The organism is Odoribacter sp. AF15-53 (assembly GCF_003479425.1).
Taxonomy (GTDB): domain Bacteria; phylum Bacteroidota; class Bacteroidia; order Bacteroidales; family Marinifilaceae; genus Butyricimonas.
Genome location: NZ_QUHC01000011.1, coordinates 1 through 18820, shown reverse-complemented (window position 1 = coordinate 18820; position 18820 = coordinate 1). Strand labels below are relative to the sequence as shown.

Below are 18820 nucleotides of genomic sequence, written 5' to 3'. Positions count from 1 at the left end.
AAAGGAAGATTATGGATAACTTGGATGAAAAATATAAATCAAAGAACCCGTTCACGGTTCCTGACGGTTATTTCGATGCGTTGGAAGATCGGGTGATGAGTCGAGTGAAAGAGAACGAGACGCCCAAGCAAACAAGTCTGTTATTGACATTGAAACCTTATCTCGGGTTAGCGGCATTGTTTGCCTTCGCTATGGTTGTCGTGCAACTGGTGTTGCCCGGGGCGGTTGACGAGAATAGGATGCTGATTAAAAAAGGAGAACAGCCTGAAGTGATTGCATCACAAACAGAGGATGAAAATATTTTCGATGCAGATTTTAATCCTTCACGGGAAGAGATTATCGAATATTTATCACAGGAAACCGATCCTCTGGAGTTTTTATATGCGGAGAACAGGTAAAGTAAAACGTACAAGCAAGATATATGAAAAAGATAGGATTGGTTATATTAATGACGTTATTCGGTTTGTCCTTGTTTGCTCAATCTGGGAAATTGAGCGAGGAGAAGCGCAAAGAATTCGAGGCTCAGAAAGTGGCTTTTTTTACCCAGGAGATGGAGTTGACCCCCGAAGAGGCAACTAAGTTCTGGCCTTTGTATAACGAAATGCAACAAAAAATACGTGTTGAAAACGATAAAATTCGCGATTTAACTTGCCGGAAGTCAAAAGAGGCCCCGGAAGTGACCGAACAGCAAGCGTTGAAAAATTTACAGACGCTATTAGCGGCAGAACAAGCCATGCGTGATATCAAAAAAGAGTATATAGATAAATTGACGAAGGCATTATCCGCTAAAAAGGTCTGGATGATGATCGAGGCAGAACAGAAATTTCATCATCAATTATGGAAAAAAATGGGGAAAGGTCCTTCCCCCGTGCAAAAATAGTTGTTTGTAGGGCTGTTTTTTCCTGTCGAACGTGAAAAGATTGAAAAAAAACACGCCAAAAGCTTGCAAGAATAATAAAAAGCACTACTTTTGTCAGCGCAATTGGAGAGATGGGTGAGTGGCTGAAACCAACAGTTTGCTAAACTGTCGTACGGGATACTGTACCGGGGGTTCGAATCCCCCTCTCTCCGCCACGAATTTTGCAGATGTTTCGGGGCGTAGCGCAGTCCGGTAGCGCATCTGCTTTGGGAGCAGAGGGTCGCAGGTTCGAATCCTGTCACCCCGACAGAAAATGAGACAGTTACGAAAGTAGCTGTTTTTTTATTATCGTGATTTTTGGGTGGATTTGAGCAAATGTTTAAACTGAGGTTTAAACCAGAAATTTAGTATGAATGCTTCAGTATCAGTGGTTTGTTACAAATCTAAGGTGCTTTCTAATGGAAAATCCCTTTTAATGCTTCGGGTTACAAAAGATAGAAAACCAAAGTATGTAAGTTTGGGTATTGCTATCTTTCCTAAATATTGGGATTTTGAAAAGAATAAACCAACCCCTAGATGTCCTAATAAGGAATTAATAGAGAAGATTATTTTGGATAAACAAGTTGAGTATCAGCGTCAGATACTGGAATTTGTAGCAGAGCAAAAGGAGTACACGGCAGCATTGCTAGTGGAAAGTAAGAAAGTAAAGCTAGTAAATAAGACGGTGGGAGAGTTTTATAAAGAGTTGTTGGTTAGTTTTAGAGATTCTGGAAATGAGGGGAATAGATTGGTTTATAAATATTCCTATAATTCATTAAAGGATTTCACTTCCTCTAATTTAGATATTCCTTTTAGTTCAATAGATGTTGCTTGGTTAAAACGGTATGAAAGTTGGCTTGTAGGAAAGAAGTGTAAGGGGACAACTTTAAGCGTACTTTTTAGAACTTTACGGAGTACATTTAATAAGGCTATCGAGGCTAAAATTGTAAATAAGAAATACTATCCTTTTGATGAATATAAGGTAAGTAAATTTGATACCTCAACTAGAAAGAGAGCATTATCTAAAGAGGATATGATAAAGATTATCACCACGGAAACCATAAATGCTACTTTCATAAGGGAATTTACTCGTGATATATTTACTTTTGCTTATTTGAGTGGCGGTATTTCACTAGTAGATATGGCTAACTTGACCTCCTATAATGTACACAGGGGAAGACTTCGTTATCACAGGCAGAAGACTCATGGAGCGATTAATTTTAAGTTATGTGAGCAGGCAAAAGAGATAATAAAGAAGTATGCCCCTTACCAGAAGGAAGCTGGCTATCTTTTCCCAATCTATGATAATAGAGTGCATAAAACATCGGTACAAAAGAAAAATAGGCTCCACAAGATGCTTGCTAAGATCAATAAGGAGTTGAAACTTCTTGCTTCGGAATTGGAAATAGATGCAGATGTAACAACTTATGTTGCTAGGCATTCATTTGCTAGCATTTTGAAGAATACTGGTGTTAATATAGCTCTAATCTCCCAAGCATTAGGACACCAAGATATAAAGACAACAGAAATATATCTTAGTAAGTTTGATGATAAGCAAATGGATGAAGCTATGAGTAATTTACTTTAGTTGCATCTAAAGTTGATAAATTTAGTAAGGTGAGTTTTAGCCAGAATGGTATATAACAATGTATTTTCTGTTTATTATTCACCTGAATTTCAATTAATTATAACATAATAGGTAGTATTTCCAATTCAATGGAGGTACTACCTTTCCTTTTTAAAACCAAATTCAAATAGAATATAGTGGATGAAAAAATACCATCTAATTTCTTTTACATGCCTATTCTGTAAAAAACTCACCGAATCTTCATTTTCGGGAGTATGATCATATATCGTTCACTGACATTAGGTGATTTATACATTTATAAATATTCCGAACTAAATACAGCTTCCCCCACTAAAATGTTCGGACTGGCAACAAGTGATAAATTGTAATTTTTTACCTTTGTAGTGTCGAAAAGGTGGCAAGGTCATAGGTGGCATTGAGATCCCTCGACTGGTCTTCTGTAAAGAACGACACGAGTTCTTTGAAATGATGTACAGTTTAGCTTCACCTGATGATGATAAGGGTTAATTAAGAAGACGAACAGCAGTATTACAAATAAATATTTTATTTATTATAATACTTAAATGATATGTTTAAAATGATAAATTTCGGGAGTGAAGAAACTCCCAAATTTCATGCCGTGGTTACGATCATGGTAAATGGTGAAACAAGGGAAGTAATTCCTGCCTTCACCGATTATTCTTTCAAGCGTAAAAATTTTGAAAAGGATAAATTATTCAAGTCTGTGGATAAAACCAAAATATTACCGACGTTATTCTGTTTCGCTGAATCTCGAATCTTCATTGACGAGGGGATTCTGTTGCACGATTATACTGGTAGAGAATTGGTTGACCTGCAAGACATTCAAATTCCCGTGATGGTTTACCTCGATAAGGCGGACAACATGAACTTGTTCGGATTATTGAACGAACCGTTACCTTCTGTAATCATCCCCTGTGAAAGTGTTGCCGAGGCGTACCAGAAGGTTGCTACAACGGCTTACCTCTCGCAAGGGGCTTCAAAAGATGATTGGGTAGGTCTAGGTGGAATCGTTTCCAAGGATGAATTATTGATCCAGATTCGCCAGTTTGGAAATAAATATGAAATCGGGGGAACAACCGCCCAAGGCTATTTCGGGTTAAGTGCCAACACGTCTTTACTGCAAAGTAAGGCTCTAGTCATGGAAAGTTCTGCATTGCTGGGTGAGCACAGAACCTTTGAACAAGCTGAAAATTTATTCAAGGCAATGGTTCAAGCCTTTGGAGTTAGGGCTGCCCAGCAAACTCGTTACGTGAAAGCAATTAATACCTGTATCTCTCAATTCGACATGGCAACCATCATGGAAGCCTTGAAAAAGATAGGGGCTACCGAAAAATTGCAAATAGAGAAAAGCAAATGTGATGACAAAATCGCTTGCCTGCAAAGTTTAATCATCGAACAAGCAACTCTCCTGAAACATAGTAAGGAATAGTGTAACAAGAAAGCTAGGTTGTACATCAAACCTTTTAAGGTGTCCTGCCACGTGGTGGGACACTTTCTATTTTTATCCATTCTTACTGGCGATACAAATATTTTCGGGCATTCCAAGACTAAAAAGGAATAATAAAAACCAGTTACCTTGTTCAAGTAACTGGCTTCTCTATAAAATCTAAATCGCATTTTATTTCTTGGGCATTTGTTGACAAATTTCTCCCTTCAAAAGTTTACCGTTAGCTTTCTTGTTCCGTTTCACCCCGTCATTACCCCACGTTCCCCATTGCTTGAAAAAGAAAGCCACTCCTTGTGCCTCTGCCTGATTTTTGATATTCATTACCCATTCCTCTTTCATGGGTCTGGCACTACCACCACTTTCTCCACCTACAATTACCCAGTCTATTCCAGTTAAATCCAGTTCTCCCAAATCACCAACAAGAGGTTCACAGGACAGGAATTTCACCGTTGGAGTTAAAGGTCTTAGTACATCAACACGGTATTTGTATTCTGCCGCCTCTACCGTTGTTCCTAACCATACATTCTCTGGAATATAATGATCTCGGAAATACTCTTCCATTCTCTCTGGTCTTTTGGTTAATAACTGGTAGGTGTGCCGTGGAGTTTCCCAGATCGTGTTCATCACTTTGTCGATAAATTCAAAGGGAACTTCTTCATGGAATAAATCTCCCATGGAACAAACGAAGACCATGCTTGATTTCCTCCAACACTTGGGTTCTGCCAGTACATCTTCATGCAAGGTCAATTTAAACCCGTCCTTGTACTTGGCTTGCCCCATACCTTGAAGACGTAGAGCCATTGTCTTGGCGTAACAATTTCTACAGCCTTCCGATTTTTGCGTGCATCCCGTTACTGGGTTCCACGTTCTTTCCGTCCATTCAATTTTTGTCATGTTTTTACTTCTATTTTATTAACTATATATGATATTTTATCAAGAGGGTAGGTAAGCTATCACTCACCATTCCCCCGTTGATTATTCCAGTCTATAAAAGTTCCCAATCCTCCCTGTAAAACATGGCTTCTGCATCCTCTTCAAGTTCCCAGTCTTCATCGGAATCCTTGCCATCAGGATTTGTTCCCATGTAAATAATCTCCTGTTCTTCTCTCCCCAGAAAAACGGCGATTATCTCGCTTTTATCAATCACTTTTTCAACCACGGTTTTAGGTTTCTTGGCAGTACTTTGGTTGCGTATGTACTGGTAAGCAAAAAACTCCGCAACTTTTTTATCTAACGTCCAACTAACACCTTGGTGTTCTTTCGTGCTTTCCTCTACTGTCATTCCCCTGTAAATAGTCACTTTATCGGGAAGATTCTTCAAGAACTCTAATTCTTCCGTGGTCATTAACCTTTCCTTCCGTAGAGAGGCATACGTGAAAGCTTTTCTTACAACCCCACGGTAGTAATATAAATTATCACAACTTGAATAATAGTAACCAAGTAACTCTGCAAAATCTTCCACGTCTTTAATAAAAGTATCACAACAACACATCTCCATTAGCATTTCTAAACGGTTGTAACTATTAGAATGCAAGTCCATGTATTCTTCCACTTCTTTTTTTGTAATATATTCCATAACTGTATTAGTTTTAGTTTTTACAATTTTCTCTGTCACTGCCAGAGGTTTGTAAATCAATCATTGTTGATTGACAATGCAAAAATGCAACTTACAAATTCAAAGGCAGAAAGCCCATAAATGTTAAAATTGAAATATCCAATTTTGGGAAAGTCAAAAAAATAAATCATGGGCTTCAATAGTTTTATATAAAAAATTCTTGTAACAGGTTTATTTGGAAAATTGATAACACGGGTTTTAGAAGTTCTTGGCTCATAACCAAACCAAGAACTTCATTCTATCATACTTGAAGGTTTAATTCTTCAAACAGGTTATTCCCGAGATGTTTTGGACTTCCTCCCCCGTTAAAGGCGTTAAGCCATATACTCTTAGCCTTGGCGTGGAGGTTGTCAATTTTTGAACGATATTCTTGCTCGTCCCACACCTCCTCTTCTCCTGCCGTTTTCACGACATGAACACACTCGTCATGAATATCATCTATTTTTTCCTGCATGTGAAAACATGCTTGGAATAAAACAGCCAATAATTTTTCTGGAGGTAATGAATCAAGACATTTCACGATCTTGTTAATAGACCCCTCTGGTTCAATTTCAAATAGTTTCTTTTTTTGTATCATAAAAATAATAATTGAATTAATGGTAGATAAAACAGCTCTCTATTTCATTCTAACCAAAGTTTATTTCTAGTATTTCCCGCATTCAGTTGAATGTAGACCATCCCAAACCCCGATAATTGAATTCGGGATGATCTTTCCAGTAGATTATTCCTCTTGTTTCACCTTGCGTGAAATTGTAATCACGAGATTTATATCATAGAAAATCCCGTCCTGCTCTATCCCGTCAGAATCAATATTTCCTTGTGATATAATTAAGATTTGTACACTTTTAAATGTAATATCTGGAAAAGTATGTTCTAGCTTTTCTCTCACCAATGGTTGTGTCACGTCTGGTAACACTTCTTCAACGAACTGGTCCAAATCTAGCTCTTTATCCAAGTATGTATTACTAAGGTGGAGAGTAAAAGTTGCTTCCAGCACGGGTAATTCTTTAAATTTCCCCAAAACATAAGAAGATACAGGACCCACGTTCCCGATAACCATGTTGTTTAATTCTATAACAGCTTTTGTCTGGGCAACCAGACGATTATTTTTTTCCATATTTCATTTATATAGATTTAATATTTTGCATCCAACAGGGCTGGAGCTTACCCTCAATCTTGGAAGAGGTGCGCACCGTCATTCTTGATTGACGATGCAAATATCTAGAAAAAAATAATCATTTCAATACGTAACTGCTTGTTTAACAATACATTAAAAGGGACTATCAAACAAGAATTGATTGTCCCTTTTAAAATATGTAAAATATAATTTACTACTGTTTTCTTTAACGAGACAAGAGGGTAATACATTATCACGTGAAGAAAAAGACTTCTCCACGATATGAAAACGAACTGGTAAACTCTACATGAAAATGGAACTGGTTACTGTTGGATAATCTCCTTCCTTTCCTTTTCTTCTAATATCTCTCAACCACTCCATCCTGTCACGGGGAGGTGTGTTAGCGAAAATCTTTTCCCGTTCAAACTTCAAAGCCATATCATTTTCCTCTATGACCTTGGTGAATACAAGCAAGTCTTCTATAAAGTGGATTCTTCGTTTGACTTTTCTTTTATCTTTTAGAGTTTCTTTTTGTTCTAACAACCAGTTTATATACTTGTCAAAATAAAAAGCGAATAACCTCTTGCCATCATCAACAAGTTTACTAGAATCAAATTTCAAAAAATCATCATCAGGCATGATAGCATCCCAATTTATAAGTTTAAATATCGCCTTCTCCTGACTTATAGTGATAGCTTCTTTTCCTTTCTTTTTGATTGTGATGGAAACATCCCTATGTTCCATGGTTTCAAGATCTTCACGTCTTATTCTTTTACCAGGATGACAGAAATTTTCTTTCAAATACTTCATTGCCTTTTCAAACTCATCCTTGGTTCTACTTTCAACACGGTAACCTTTCTTGCAAGTACTATGACAATAATTATAAACGAATAAAAGTAAATACCAGAATTTCTCTGAATCTAGCCCTGTTTTTTCTAAATATTTTTGGATATTGTCGTTATTCATGTACTGCTTCGATGAAACAGGACGTTCCAGTTCCCCGTTATTATAAAGCATTTTAAACGTCCCTACATGGGGAGAAGGTAACTTGTTTTGACATGCAGGATCGTACATGTCATCATAATCATAAAAAAAATTGTTAGCCACCAGTATCACGTATTCCAGTAACTTGTTGTCTTTCTCGTCATTAGGTTCAAAATCATTATATTTGAATTTCCGTTTCGGTTTAAATGTTGCCATACACTTACTATTTAGACCTTTAAAGCTAGTAACTATTTCTGGAAAAAACACAACCTATCATACGGAATTTAATACCTGATTAAGTTATAACCTTAAAATTCTCTCTTTATACATATCTCAACTCTATTTTTAAAGAATACCTGTACTCTATTTGTCGGTATCCCAGATGTTTAATATTTTTGTACCATCTTAAAAATCAAAGCATACCATTTGAAACAATTATATAAAAGATTCCTGTTACTCCTTGCAAGTCCACCTGTAAGGAGTAATTTTTGGTCTTCAAGTGGCACTAAACTAGATACACGGTACTAACCAATCAAACTATTAAATCATGTACACTTACGAGCGATTAAGGCGATTAGCCATACAATCTGGCATCCCTGATAACAAGGTATCCATAGGTTTCTGGATAAAGTCTAAAGGACTGAAAAAGATTAAAAAACAGGTAGATAAAGTGAGAAAGATATATTACGTTCCAGATGAGAATACCAGAATCCAGATACCACCACCTTCTAAAGATTAATCTATAAAGCTACATGATATGGCTGTATTTCATGTAACCAGAGATTCCAACCTGAAATAGAGAGATTATCCCTCCATAAAGATCAATATTTAAAAATTAGGGATTTGACGGGGTATGCTTTTAGGGAATTGATAGGGTACATACTATTAACTATTTAACTAATAACTAGTATTGGTGTTACAGGCTTGCCAGCCTATCCCACTAAATAAAAGCAGAACCAGTGAATCCATAGATCATTTTTAGATGGTTGTTTCAAACTGGAATTAATAATGGCGAATGAAGAAGAAAAGAAGGATTATAGAATCATAACTAGAGATATTGCAGGTAAACTGAACCTGGATGAAACTTATACATTTACATGGTTACTTTTTAAATCAGATTATGAAACAGGTGAATCCCATGTACTGCGGGAAACACTTCGTGAGGTTACTGGCATTAAAGACGTGGATACCATTTCCAAGTACACTGCCAAATTTGAAGATTTAGGCTTCCTGCGTAAAGAGTATAATTACAGGAACAATGAAGGACAGTTGACCACACCTGTTACATATCATGTAGACATTCCAAAGAATAACTGGGTCAGGTTCAAGAAAGATTTATTACTGGAAGATATTCCTGTTGAATTGAAAGCCTTCCTTGTGCTACTTAAATGTTTATGTATCAATAATACCAATATTATTTACTATAACAAGACAGAAATATCAAGGCGATTGAATTTATCTCCCAAAACCGTAAAGAAATATATAGATTTGGCAATAAAGCATCATAAACTGGTGGAAGTTAATAATTTCTTCCTTATCACGGATTGTAATATTATACTGGATACTCCACATACTAAAAGTAATTTTGGACTGAGAACTTTTGACAAACTAGCCAGAGAGAAATACGATATTATATATAACTATTGTATAGAGAAGAATGTTATCCCACCTCCATACGATTTCAAGCTAATGGAAGTGTTATGTATTCACAGGTACGATCAACCAGAAGAGGAACTGGAAACGGCAGTTAAAAATGGAGGTAGAAACGCCAAGAAGCATTATAACTATTATTCGTTGAAATATAACCTACCTAAATTATGCCCTAACCTGCCACCTCAAATACATAGTTTACAATATTTCCTTACTTCATTGATAAATACTAAATGTTATAAAGAGAGAGTTAAAATATTTATCAAGTAAGCTAGTTCTTTTTGAAATTTTTGATGTAATGATAATAATAGCTATATGGTTTCCCATAGAATCGTTGATGCTTTAGGGATTGTTTTGAGAGAATTGTTTTATTTTGGGGTATTCCCGTATGAGGTAAATTGTAGTGAACTTTTTTTAATAAAATATTTCTATGAGCATCTAACATTTTCATCTGTTTTGATGCAAATTTATTGTAAGTAAGAGCATGAAAACCATTAATCCAACATAATTCATTTTTCATTGTAGTATAATTCCAAAGATTGACTCGTCCAATAGACATTCCTATTAATCTATTGGTTAATGATTCTTGTATACTATTATTTGTTACTCTTTCTTTATTTTTAAGGAAACACATAATTTCTTTAACGACTTGGGTTTGTTTCGTTAACTCTTTTCGAATGGATTTTTTTCTTACACGAGTATCCCCATTCCTTTTAATTTCGTAGCCAACAAAACTAATCCAGGGTCTATTTATAGGATCCCATTTGTAAGGAGCTTTAGATTTTTCTTTCCAGAAATTAGAACTTGAGTCAATCTCTTTAAAGGGATGTGGAACAAGTTTTAATTTTTCCAAGTTTTTAGTATATAGGTTGAGAATTGTTTTACAATGTCTTTTGTTGGTTGTTAGAAGAATCATGTCATCGCAATAGCGTATGTATAAAACATTTTTGTTCGCTATTTTTTTTATAATTTCTTGATCTATATTATTTAACACGATGTTAGCAATTAATCCAGAAAGAGCTCCTCCTTGTGGTACTCCTATATGGCTATGAATTAATGATCTTTCGTTTTTATAAAACCCATGTTTCAATAATTCATTTCTTACCCATGAAAAAACACCTTTCTTCTCTTCTTGTTTCTTCCAAAATTCTGGATTGTTATTTAATTTATAAACATCTCTTTGAAAATTGTAGCATCGCAAATATTTTTCAAATATTCGGCGGACACAGGAAAAGTTTATATCTGGATTACTTTTTTGAGCCAGTCTTAACAAGGTATAGAAAGATTTTTTCACAATTTTGTGATTTACTGAATCATAAAATTTTTCCATATCGCATTCAGCGACGTAGATATTCCTTTTTTTATTTTTTAGTACAAACTCTTGAATTCTGTATATTGCATCATGGTGGGAAGTGTATTTATTTTCTCCATGGTATTCTCGTTTATATCTAAATGCTAATGATTCTGAGTAAAAAAAAGGATCGAATAATTTTGAAAGGTATTGATTAACAAGACAAATTATAACTTTATCTACTAATTGATTAAATACACATAATGGTCTACATTCAATACGGTCTTCAATGATTTTACTTTTAGAAACAGAATATATTTGGGGATGATTTATTTGATAATTAGGGTCGAGGCAATGTTTTTTTACTAATGTGATAAAATCATTCAGTTTATTCAAATACTCATAATTGCAGTTATATTTTTGATGGAAGTGAATAGTTAATTTGATACTTTTTTTATTTTTTGCAAAAGAGGAAATCGGTTGTTTGTATTTTCTGTTATCATGTGTTATAAATTCTCTCGTTCTTGTCTTTTCTTTTAATGAAACCCATTTACTTCTGGGGGGCAAAATAGAATTAATTGCAGATAGCCTATCTTGTCCTGTCTTTTTTGTTTCTTTATATATAGCTAGATGTTGTAATAATTGCTTTTTATGCCTTTGGTCTGCAAGTTTAGCTCTTAGCCGACAAAGGATGTCGATTATATTATCTGCTGAGATGTAATCTTCAAATTGTATCATAAAAACGGGGTAATTTCGAGACTAATAAAATTCCATTCTGACAACAAACTTATGTGTTTCCGAATTCCTAATGGAGTCCTCGATAAAACAAGACCTTTATTCCATTGACACTTTTGATTTAGTGAACTAAACCAAACTTTCGTAATCACCCCGTTTTAAATCCTACTTTTTGTGCATAAAAAAGTATTGTTGCAAAAGTAATATCTCCATTACTATTTTCATAACAATATTTTAAAATTTTTCGACTGCCAATTTCATCAAATCTAATCCCATCTAATTCGCATAATTGCAAATAATATTTTAATCCAATATCACAAGAAAAAGTATTTGCAATTGCAAAGGCAACACGAAACCATTGTTCATAATTTTCTGTAATAGATAAATGTTTCTTTCTCAGAAAACGAATAAGAGTATTTAATATTTCTCGATGTTGTGGTTTGTTCTTACCTTCTGGATTCAAAAAATATTTACTTATGGAGTAAATATTTTGTTCATTATTATTTATAATCTTCTTTTTTCGAGAACGAGAGTTTGGGGGTGGGGAAAAAGATTCAATACTTTCATTATATATAAATGGCTTAAATTTATTTTTTATTCTAAGTAGAGGATCATACGAGAGATAGCATAAGCGGGATGTGTCATTTCCAGAAGAATCTAATTCTATTTGATATTGTTTCAGAAAATATTCTTGTAATTTTTTAAAGGCGGCTTTATGGTATGTATGAATTTCTTTCAAAGTAATACAATGAGAGTACACAATATATACTAATCCTTTAATTCCATTTCCTGAAGGAGATAACCAATGAGATATGATATATTCATCTTTACTCAACTTCTGATATATAGAATCAACTTCTTGCTTACTCATTTTATCAATATCGAAGACAATGATATTATTATAGTAATATAGATTAGATTTTTGGTGTCCATTTTTAAAAAGACCACTGAATGTGACGGCGGGTAATCTACTTTTCAATATTTTGGATTCGTCAATTCTTTGTGAGGCTACTAAATCTCTAATTTTAGAAACTTCTTTAATATATTTACCTTGCTGGATGGAATTCAAAACTTCTATGATGGTCAAATTACTTGCTTTTTTTGCAGTTTTGTGTTGATAGAAAGATGTTTCTTTTTCTAATAAAATTGAAGATTCTAAATATCTAGGCGAGAGATTTTCTATTGCTTCCATGTTTTTGTCTAAATATTTTCACGACATTTTAATTTATCCCAGAATAGAAATATACCTCTCTAGAGATGCTTTTTCAGCTTCGGCAACCAACAAGTAGAAATCATCATGTTGTTGTTCCGTGTGAGAAGACTCCAAAGCTTTATAATAACGTAACTTCATGTCATTATCACTTTTCAGGGTAACAATGGTATAACCTTTTTGCAACAGGTAGAGGTTCATCAGAAGTCGAGAAGTACGCCCGTTGCCATCTATAAATGGATGTATCCTCACCAGTTCATCATGCAAATAGGCGGCAATAATAACTGGATGAACGTTTTCTTTTTCCATACTTTGAAATGTCAGCATGAAATCTTCCATTAGTTTCTCCAACAAATAAGGTTGAGGTGGTACATGAGTGCTACCCGAAATCATCACGGGTACGGTTCTATAACTTCCAGCATTCTCCCTATCTATACCGTGTAACACGAGTGCATGAATCTCCTTGATAGTTCTTTGACTTATTTCAATATCCTGTTTAGCAACCTCCTTTATATAGTCAATAGCTTCTGCATGGTTGATTGCCTCCAAGTGTTCACGCATGGATTTACCAGAAATAGTGATTCCTTCATTGACAACAAGTGCCGTTTCCTGCAATGTAAGCGTGTTCCCTTCTATACGGTTACTCTCGTAAGTGTACTCGATATCTAAAGCATCCTGAATTTTCTTTAATGCCTCGACAGGTAAAGGACGTAAGGAAGATAACCGCACTTTCAATGAATCCACCTCTCTTAATAAATCAACCAACTTACTATTCATGTTGCCATATTTTTAGTTGATTACAAAGGTAAGAAATTATCACTGTTTATATCTGGTGGGAAAATATAAAATTCTAGTCGGTATATACATTTTAGAAATTTTCCACCAACCCTTACTTCATTGATAAATACTAAATGTTATAAAGAGAATGTTGCCCAGCTAGAAAAAAAAGTGAAGTTGCCAGTGCTGCATGTATAAGTACTTACTTGCTCTTCTCTTGAATCTTCCTGAGTTCTATCACGTCATACAAATCTTTAGGACGTCCAGCCTTTATTTTGCTATTAATTAAATCGTTAAAGGCTATCACGTCATAAGAGAAAGTTTCACCGTTTACAGTGTTCGTGGCAGAGTATCTTTGCTCGTAACATTCATCAAAACTCCTGCCTGGATTAAAGGAAGTGATTAATTCTATATCTATAACGGGACTTATCTTTATGGATATATTTTGTTGACCGTTTTTCACGTCCTCTGGAAAATCATCGAACTCGTAACCAAGTTCATTCAAGGCATTTCTTAAAGCTAGCAAGTTAGAGGGGGTGGTATCAATCCAGAAATCGACATCGGCAGAGTGACGCTGGTAGCCGTAAAAATTGACAGCACCACCACCTACCATTAACATCCTGACCTGATACTTTTGTGCCAAGGATATAAACATCCATACATCTTCTTCGAAATTAAGGTTCATCTTTTCCGTTCAAGAATAAAATTGTTACTTGTTCTCTCCTTCAAAGTTTGAAACTTGCCAATTTCGGCGACCAGACGCAAAAAGAATATAAATCTCTCGTTAGGGGTTCTTTCCAGAGCCTCCCTCTCTCGTCTGGCTTGACTTTCCGCTTTAGTTTCAAAACGTATCTCCATGCTTCTCCTTTGATTGATACAACTATACAAAGTTAAGAATATATTCTATATATAGAGAGAATTAGAGTGGTTAAAATAGAGAATCCTCTATAAAACACCCCCTCCCCTTTAATTTCAGGTTGGCATTATATATAGAGAGTGTTCCATGCTAGGGTAGTGTACCATTTACATCCCCCACCCATCTCTGGAAAAAAATCAATTAATTAAAAACAAATTATCATGTTAAAAAAAGATTTTGAAGTGAACAAGGTTATCATGCCTAAATGTTTTTCAGACATTAGTAAATCTAAACTGGCGGGCAAACTGGTCACGTTACCAGCACCTCCAAAAGTGGGTGATATTCTAAAAGTTATTGGATTCAAGGGTGAAGACCCAACAAGTATTTCCCTCTCCTGCATGAAAGGGGATGAAAGGGTAGATATTAGAATCCGTAACATGGTGAAAGGTTCCAAGCAAACGGGGATAACACCCGATGATGTCCCGTGTGATCCAGTTATAGAGGAACAGTATAAAGACAGGCTACAATACATTTACCCTCTGGCAGTAAATACCAGTTACGAGGATTTGTTTTCTATCCTAGACGGGCAAACTATTATTTGCTGTGGTAGCATGGAAACACCAGCCAGTTACAACGGGAACGAGTACACGCTAACTGTATGGAAATTCGCCATACTGTTTGATGAAGAGTAGAGAGTAATCTCTACTTCTTTTTTTTGTAAAAGCATTATTCTACTAAAATAATCCTTTAGTGGAGAAGGAACAGGGACAGGGAGCGCAGTGGGAAGGGGAAAGATATTGTTATGCCAAAGTGAAGGAAGTATCACCTTTCTAAACAGGCAGTATAAACAAGAATCTTTCCTCTCCATTGCCAAACCTGATAAACTTACAACTTTCTAAATTTCATTACCATTAACGTATTCAAATTAAAAATCAAGTAAAACAATATCATGAAAGAAGAATTGATAAAAGTGCCAGTGGTGGAACTGGTGTACAGGAATAATACCAAACCTTCTAAAAGGTATAAAATAGTAACAGCAAAAGATGTCCACGAGTTACTGGTTTCACCATTTAAAGATACCGTGGAACACCATATCTCAACTAGAGTTATCCTGTTAAATGGTAGGAATCAAGTGTTAGGCATATCTACAATAAGTGAAGGTGCGTTATCTTACAACATCACGGATATTAGGTTTATAGTACAACTGGCTGCACTCTCTAATTGTAAGAGTTTAATAGTTTGTATAAATCAACCTTCTGGTGATATAAAGCCAACTAAACAGGATGATGAACTGGTACAGCAAATAAAAATAGCACTTTCATATATAGATGTAGACTTGCTAGATCTCGTCCTCTACTATGAAGAGGGTTATTACAGTTATTCAGCTAACGGTAAACTTTAGAAATTTAGGTTGGTGGATTTTTGTCTGGATTGGTATATATAGCCAATAGGGACAATAATTCTCACCACCAATAGAACGTAAACTATAAATACATTTCCAGTTCAATTTTTTAACTGGCATGATGCTAGAGGATAAATAAATCAAGTGAAAGTGATAATGAACATTATAAATCAAGGTTGGTGGAGAATTTCTGAATTGTATATATAAACTGAAAATTTAAATATTTCCACCATCGTTAAATAGACTAGATTATGAGTACAGCAATATTAATTCCAAGCCAGAATGAAGGATTGTTGCCAGTTTTATTTGGCAGTAATAACGTCAAGCAAGAAGAACCTACCTACACTCCTTATGAAGTGGTAAATGAACCTACCAAGAAGGAAAGGAGGAAACATTTCATAGAGGCTAACACCACGCCAATAGATATACAGCATTTAAAGAATGATTGTATAGTGCCAGTGTTCAGCAAGGATAACGAGATGACAATATCCCATCCAGCATTTATTGAAACGGTGCAGAAGGTGGCTAGTGAATTGTTTAGAGGGGAAAGTATAGACGAACCTGATATAATGGTTAGCCATGTTATAAAAGGTAGGATTCCAGAAGCCATACATAAACCAGTGGCAGAATTACTGGAAACAGATAAAACTATATATTATGAAAGAATGGCATTTGTGTTTGAGATTCCTACTATCTATGAATCTATAAATGGTAACAGGATTAATCTATGTATTACGGGAGTGAGAGCGTATAACAGGGAGAACCTCTATTCAAAGAAGACATCAGAAAGATTCAGTGTAGCGATTGGATTCCAGAATAAAGTATGTTGTAACCTGTGTACATTTACAGATGGATTCCAGACTGATTTAAGAGCGATGAGTTACCATGATCTATTTAGAGATGTGATGAAGTTATTTCAACAATATGATGCGGAAAAGCATTTAAGGTTGATGAAAAGCTTTACAGGTTCTTACCTCACTGAACATCAATTCGCACAATTCTTGGGTAAAAGTAGGCTGTATCAATGCTTGCCTGCCAGAGAGAAGAAACGTTTACCATGCATGGAGTTGACGGATAGCCAGATTAACATGGTGGCTAAAGCGTATTACAACGATGACAATTTCAAGAGGGAGCATGGAGAGAATGAAATTAATTTATGGAAATTCTATAACATGCTTACAGGTGCGAATAAAAGTAGTTACATAGATAATTTTCTTGATAGGTCATTAAACGCCACACAATTAACAGAAGGAATAGATAGAGCTTTGCATGGTGATAACACCTATAAATGGTTTATAGAGTGAAAACCGTTGGGAATAAATTCTTTTTATTCCATTGATTAGCCTAATTTTGCCACACAGCAACCCTAAATTGCGTTTGTTAGATGCTGAAATTTATTTACTTTTGTGGTGTCATTCGGTTTACTGGATGGCGGACATATTGAATTAATGGAAGCGTTTAGCTTTATCCTCAGTAAGAAAACGACCAATTTTAATGCAGAGGGGTAAACGATACAAACGCTCATGCTTGCCGTATATATATTTACTATATATAAATGGTTTAGCGTGGGGTTGCTGTTTATTTCTGCAAAGGTTACTTGGTCGTACCTCTTACTGAATAGACTAACAACTACCACGCTTTCTTGTTTATATTAATTACTTCTTTGGTGGTTGGAAGTAAAGATAAATTATAGTTTAAAATGAAAAAGATTTTTTTATTATTAGCGTTATGCGCTACGGTATTTGTAGCTTGTTCTGATGATGATGACGAAAAGGACAAACCAGCAGGAAAAGAGAAACTGGTTAGTAAGATTTCAGTTGTGGAGAACGGTCATAATTATGACATTCTATTCACGTATGATGCACAAGGGAGGATCACTAAAATTGTCAATAATGATCCTGAAGGTATTTCAACAACTGCTTATACTTACGAAACTGGGAAAATCGTTGCTAAAGAAGTTGAGAATGAATACGTGATAACTTATTTACTCAATGATAAGGGGTTAATCACATCTAGTACAAATGAAGAAGGTGACAAAAGTAGTTACACTTATGATGCAAACGAACAACTTCTAAATATAAAAGAAGAAACTTGGGAAACAAATATCACATGGCAAAATGGTAATGTTACCAAACAATCCTTAAAGTATAATGGGCAGGAGTACGACACTTTTGAATACACTTATTCAACAAACGAGTATAAAGGTAATTTGGGGTGGTTTGTCGGAGGTATCAACGAGATTGATGCATTCCTCATGGATTACGGATATATGGGAAAACGTAACAAGAACTTACTTCAAAAAGAAGGTAATTATTCTAGTTATGAATACACACTTGATACAGAAGGGTACGTTAGTACAATTAAAGCAACTTCAGAAGGAGAAGTTACAACATATACTATTACATATAAAGAATAATCATATTTAAAAACTATATCAAATGAAAAACATATTGTTATTAATCATGTTATGTACTTCTATTTTTGTTGCTTGTTCAGATGATGACGACAAAGATGATGTCATTTCGGTAGAAAAAAAAATTAGTGAAATCACATCCACTGATAAAGACGGCTATAAAAACTCTTATAAAAATTTCAGTTATGACAAGGAAGGGCGTGTTATCAGTTATCGTTGGGAAGATAATGCAACAACTCTTGATGTCACGTACACTTATGAAAAAGATAAAATTACAAGAAAAGAAGTTGAAAAAGGAAATGACTATACAGAAAATATTGATGCAGTTTACGTTTTAAACGAAAAAGGTGTTGTTATATCTGAAACAGGCGATTACAAAACAGCTACTTATCATTACGATAAATTAAATCAATTATTAAGTATAGAGAGCGAAAGTGGTGAAGATGATTACTCATTTACTTGGAGTAACGGAAATGTTATCAAACAAGTTTATACATATGGAACAGATGCACACGAAACAGAAGAATACACTTACAATCCTGAACTTCTAAAAAGTTTTGGTATAAACTATTTTATAGAAGATAATCCAGATAACATACTACTTATGTACGGTTATTTTGGAATTAAAAATAAAAACTTACGAATGACTAAAAACAATAATATTAATTATGAATATGAGTTTGATTCTGAAGGGAATGTTACTGTTATTAAAGAGTATTCCAATCATAATGGAACAAAAGAGCTAGAAGTAACAACAACAATTACATACAAAGAATAGTTAGCGTTGTGGAAAAGCCACGCGACTTTGACCCTTTT

At 34.9% G+C, this 18820-nt stretch carries 19 protein-coding genes and 2 tRNA genes; 12 read left to right on the top strand and 9 right to left on the bottom strand.

What is annotated here, in order from left to right:
- Positions 1–11: 11 nt before the first annotated feature.
- The 6 genes from DWW52_RS17295 to DWW52_RS17270 all read left to right on the top strand — a co-directional run bounded on the left by DWW52_RS17295 (position 12) and on the right by DWW52_RS17270 (position 3936).
- Positions 12–398 (top strand): hypothetical protein, encoded by a 387-nt coding sequence (locus DWW52_RS17295; protein WP_118716724.1) that lies wholly within the window; start codon positions 12–14, stop codon positions 396–398.
- Positions 399–421: 23 nt separating this feature from the next.
- Positions 422–880 (top strand): hypothetical protein, encoded by a 459-nt coding sequence (locus DWW52_RS17290; protein WP_118716723.1) that lies wholly within the window; start codon positions 422–424, stop codon positions 878–880.
- A gap of 104 nt (positions 881–984) precedes the next feature.
- Positions 985–1074 (top strand) — tRNA-Ser (locus DWW52_RS17285).
- A gap of 18 nt (positions 1075–1092) precedes the next feature.
- A tRNA-Pro gene (locus DWW52_RS17280) sits at positions 1093–1166 on the top strand.
- Between the two features lie 102 nt (positions 1167–1268).
- A complete protein-coding gene (locus tag DWW52_RS17275) occupies positions 1269–2486 on the top strand; it encodes a site-specific integrase (protein WP_118716722.1) in 1218 nt (405 codons plus the stop codon).
- A 568-nt stretch (positions 2487–3054) separates the two neighbouring features.
- Positions 3055–3936, top strand: coding sequence for a hypothetical protein (locus DWW52_RS17270; RefSeq protein WP_118716721.1), 882 nt, complete (start codon positions 3055–3057; stop codon positions 3934–3936).
- 189 nt (positions 3937–4125) lie between these two features.
- Here DWW52_RS17270 and DWW52_RS17265 read toward each other — a convergent pair whose 3' ends face one another.
- From DWW52_RS17265 to DWW52_RS17245, 5 genes are all read right to left on the bottom strand, one after another.
- Positions 4126–4848, bottom strand: coding sequence for a phage Gp37/Gp68 family protein (locus DWW52_RS17265; RefSeq protein ID WP_118716720.1), 723 nt, complete (start codon positions 4846–4848; stop codon positions 4126–4128).
- 91 nt (positions 4849–4939) lie between these two features.
- Positions 4940–5530 carry a hypothetical protein gene (locus DWW52_RS17260; protein WP_118716719.1) on the bottom strand — a complete coding sequence of 197 codons (591 nt, stop codon included), beginning with the start codon at positions 5528–5530 and terminating at the stop codon, positions 4940–4942.
- A gap of 280 nt (positions 5531–5810) precedes the next feature.
- Positions 5811–6146 (bottom strand): hypothetical protein, encoded by a 336-nt coding sequence (locus DWW52_RS17255; protein WP_118716718.1) that lies wholly within the window; start codon positions 6144–6146, stop codon positions 5811–5813.
- Positions 6147–6290: 144 nt separating this feature from the next.
- On the bottom strand, positions 6291–6686 hold the full coding sequence (locus tag DWW52_RS17250; protein WP_118716717.1) for a hypothetical protein: 396 nt from the start codon (positions 6684–6686) through the stop codon (positions 6291–6293).
- 303 nt (positions 6687–6989) lie between these two features.
- Positions 6990–7886, bottom strand: coding sequence for a hypothetical protein (locus tag DWW52_RS17245; protein WP_118716716.1), 897 nt, complete (start codon positions 7884–7886; stop codon positions 6990–6992).
- 792 nt (positions 7887–8678) lie between these two features.
- On the opposite strand from DWW52_RS17245, the gene DWW52_RS17235 reads away from it, so the two are divergent.
- Positions 8679–9590: a hypothetical protein gene (locus tag DWW52_RS17235; RefSeq protein ID WP_118716714.1), complete on the top strand. Its 912-nt coding sequence runs from the start codon at positions 8679–8681 to the stop codon at positions 9588–9590.
- Between the two features lies 1 nt (position 9591).
- Here DWW52_RS17235 and DWW52_RS17230 read toward each other — a convergent pair whose 3' ends face one another.
- From DWW52_RS17230 to DWW52_RS17215, 4 genes are all read right to left on the bottom strand, one after another.
- Positions 9592–11349, bottom strand: a complete 1758-nt coding sequence (locus tag DWW52_RS17230) for a reverse transcriptase/maturase family protein (protein WP_118716713.1) — start codon at positions 11347–11349, stop codon at positions 9592–9594.
- 145 nt (positions 11350–11494) lie between these two features.
- On the bottom strand, positions 11495–12538 hold the full coding sequence (locus DWW52_RS17225) for a BT4734/BF3469 family protein (protein WP_118716712.1): 1044 nt from the start codon (positions 12536–12538) through the stop codon (positions 11495–11497).
- Between the two features lie 33 nt (positions 12539–12571).
- Positions 12572–13333, bottom strand: coding sequence for a Fic family protein (locus tag DWW52_RS17220; RefSeq protein ID WP_118716711.1), 762 nt, complete (start codon positions 13331–13333; stop codon positions 12572–12574).
- 202 nt (positions 13334–13535) lie between these two features.
- Positions 13536–14018 (bottom strand): DUF6036 family nucleotidyltransferase, encoded by a 483-nt coding sequence (locus tag DWW52_RS17215; protein ID WP_118716710.1) that lies wholly within the window; start codon positions 14016–14018, stop codon positions 13536–13538.
- A 392-nt stretch (positions 14019–14410) separates the two neighbouring features.
- Between DWW52_RS17215 and DWW52_RS17210 the strand changes: the two genes are divergently transcribed.
- The 5 genes from DWW52_RS17210 (at position 14411) to DWW52_RS17190 (ending at position 18782) form a co-directional block, all read left to right on the top strand.
- A complete protein-coding gene (locus tag DWW52_RS17210) occupies positions 14411–14881 on the top strand; it encodes a hypothetical protein (protein ID WP_118716709.1) in 471 nt (156 codons plus the stop codon).
- 257 nt (positions 14882–15138) lie between these two features.
- The gene (locus DWW52_RS17205; protein WP_118716708.1) at positions 15139–15591 is read left to right on the top strand and encodes a JAB domain-containing protein; all 453 of its coding nucleotides are present in this window, start codon (positions 15139–15141) and stop codon (positions 15589–15591) included.
- 251 nt (positions 15592–15842) lie between these two features.
- On the top strand, positions 15843–16895 hold the full coding sequence (locus DWW52_RS17200) for a DUF3871 family protein (protein WP_118716707.1): 1053 nt from the start codon (positions 15843–15845) through the stop codon (positions 16893–16895).
- Positions 16896–17290: 395 nt separating this feature from the next.
- Positions 17291–18007 carry a DUF4595 domain-containing protein gene (locus tag DWW52_RS17195; protein ID WP_118716706.1) on the top strand — a complete coding sequence of 239 codons (717 nt, stop codon included), beginning with the start codon at positions 17291–17293 and terminating at the stop codon, positions 18005–18007.
- Between the two features lie 22 nt (positions 18008–18029).
- Positions 18030–18782: a hypothetical protein gene (locus DWW52_RS17190; RefSeq protein WP_118716705.1), complete on the top strand. Its 753-nt coding sequence runs from the start codon at positions 18030–18032 to the stop codon at positions 18780–18782.
- Positions 18783–18820 lie beyond the last annotated feature (38 nt).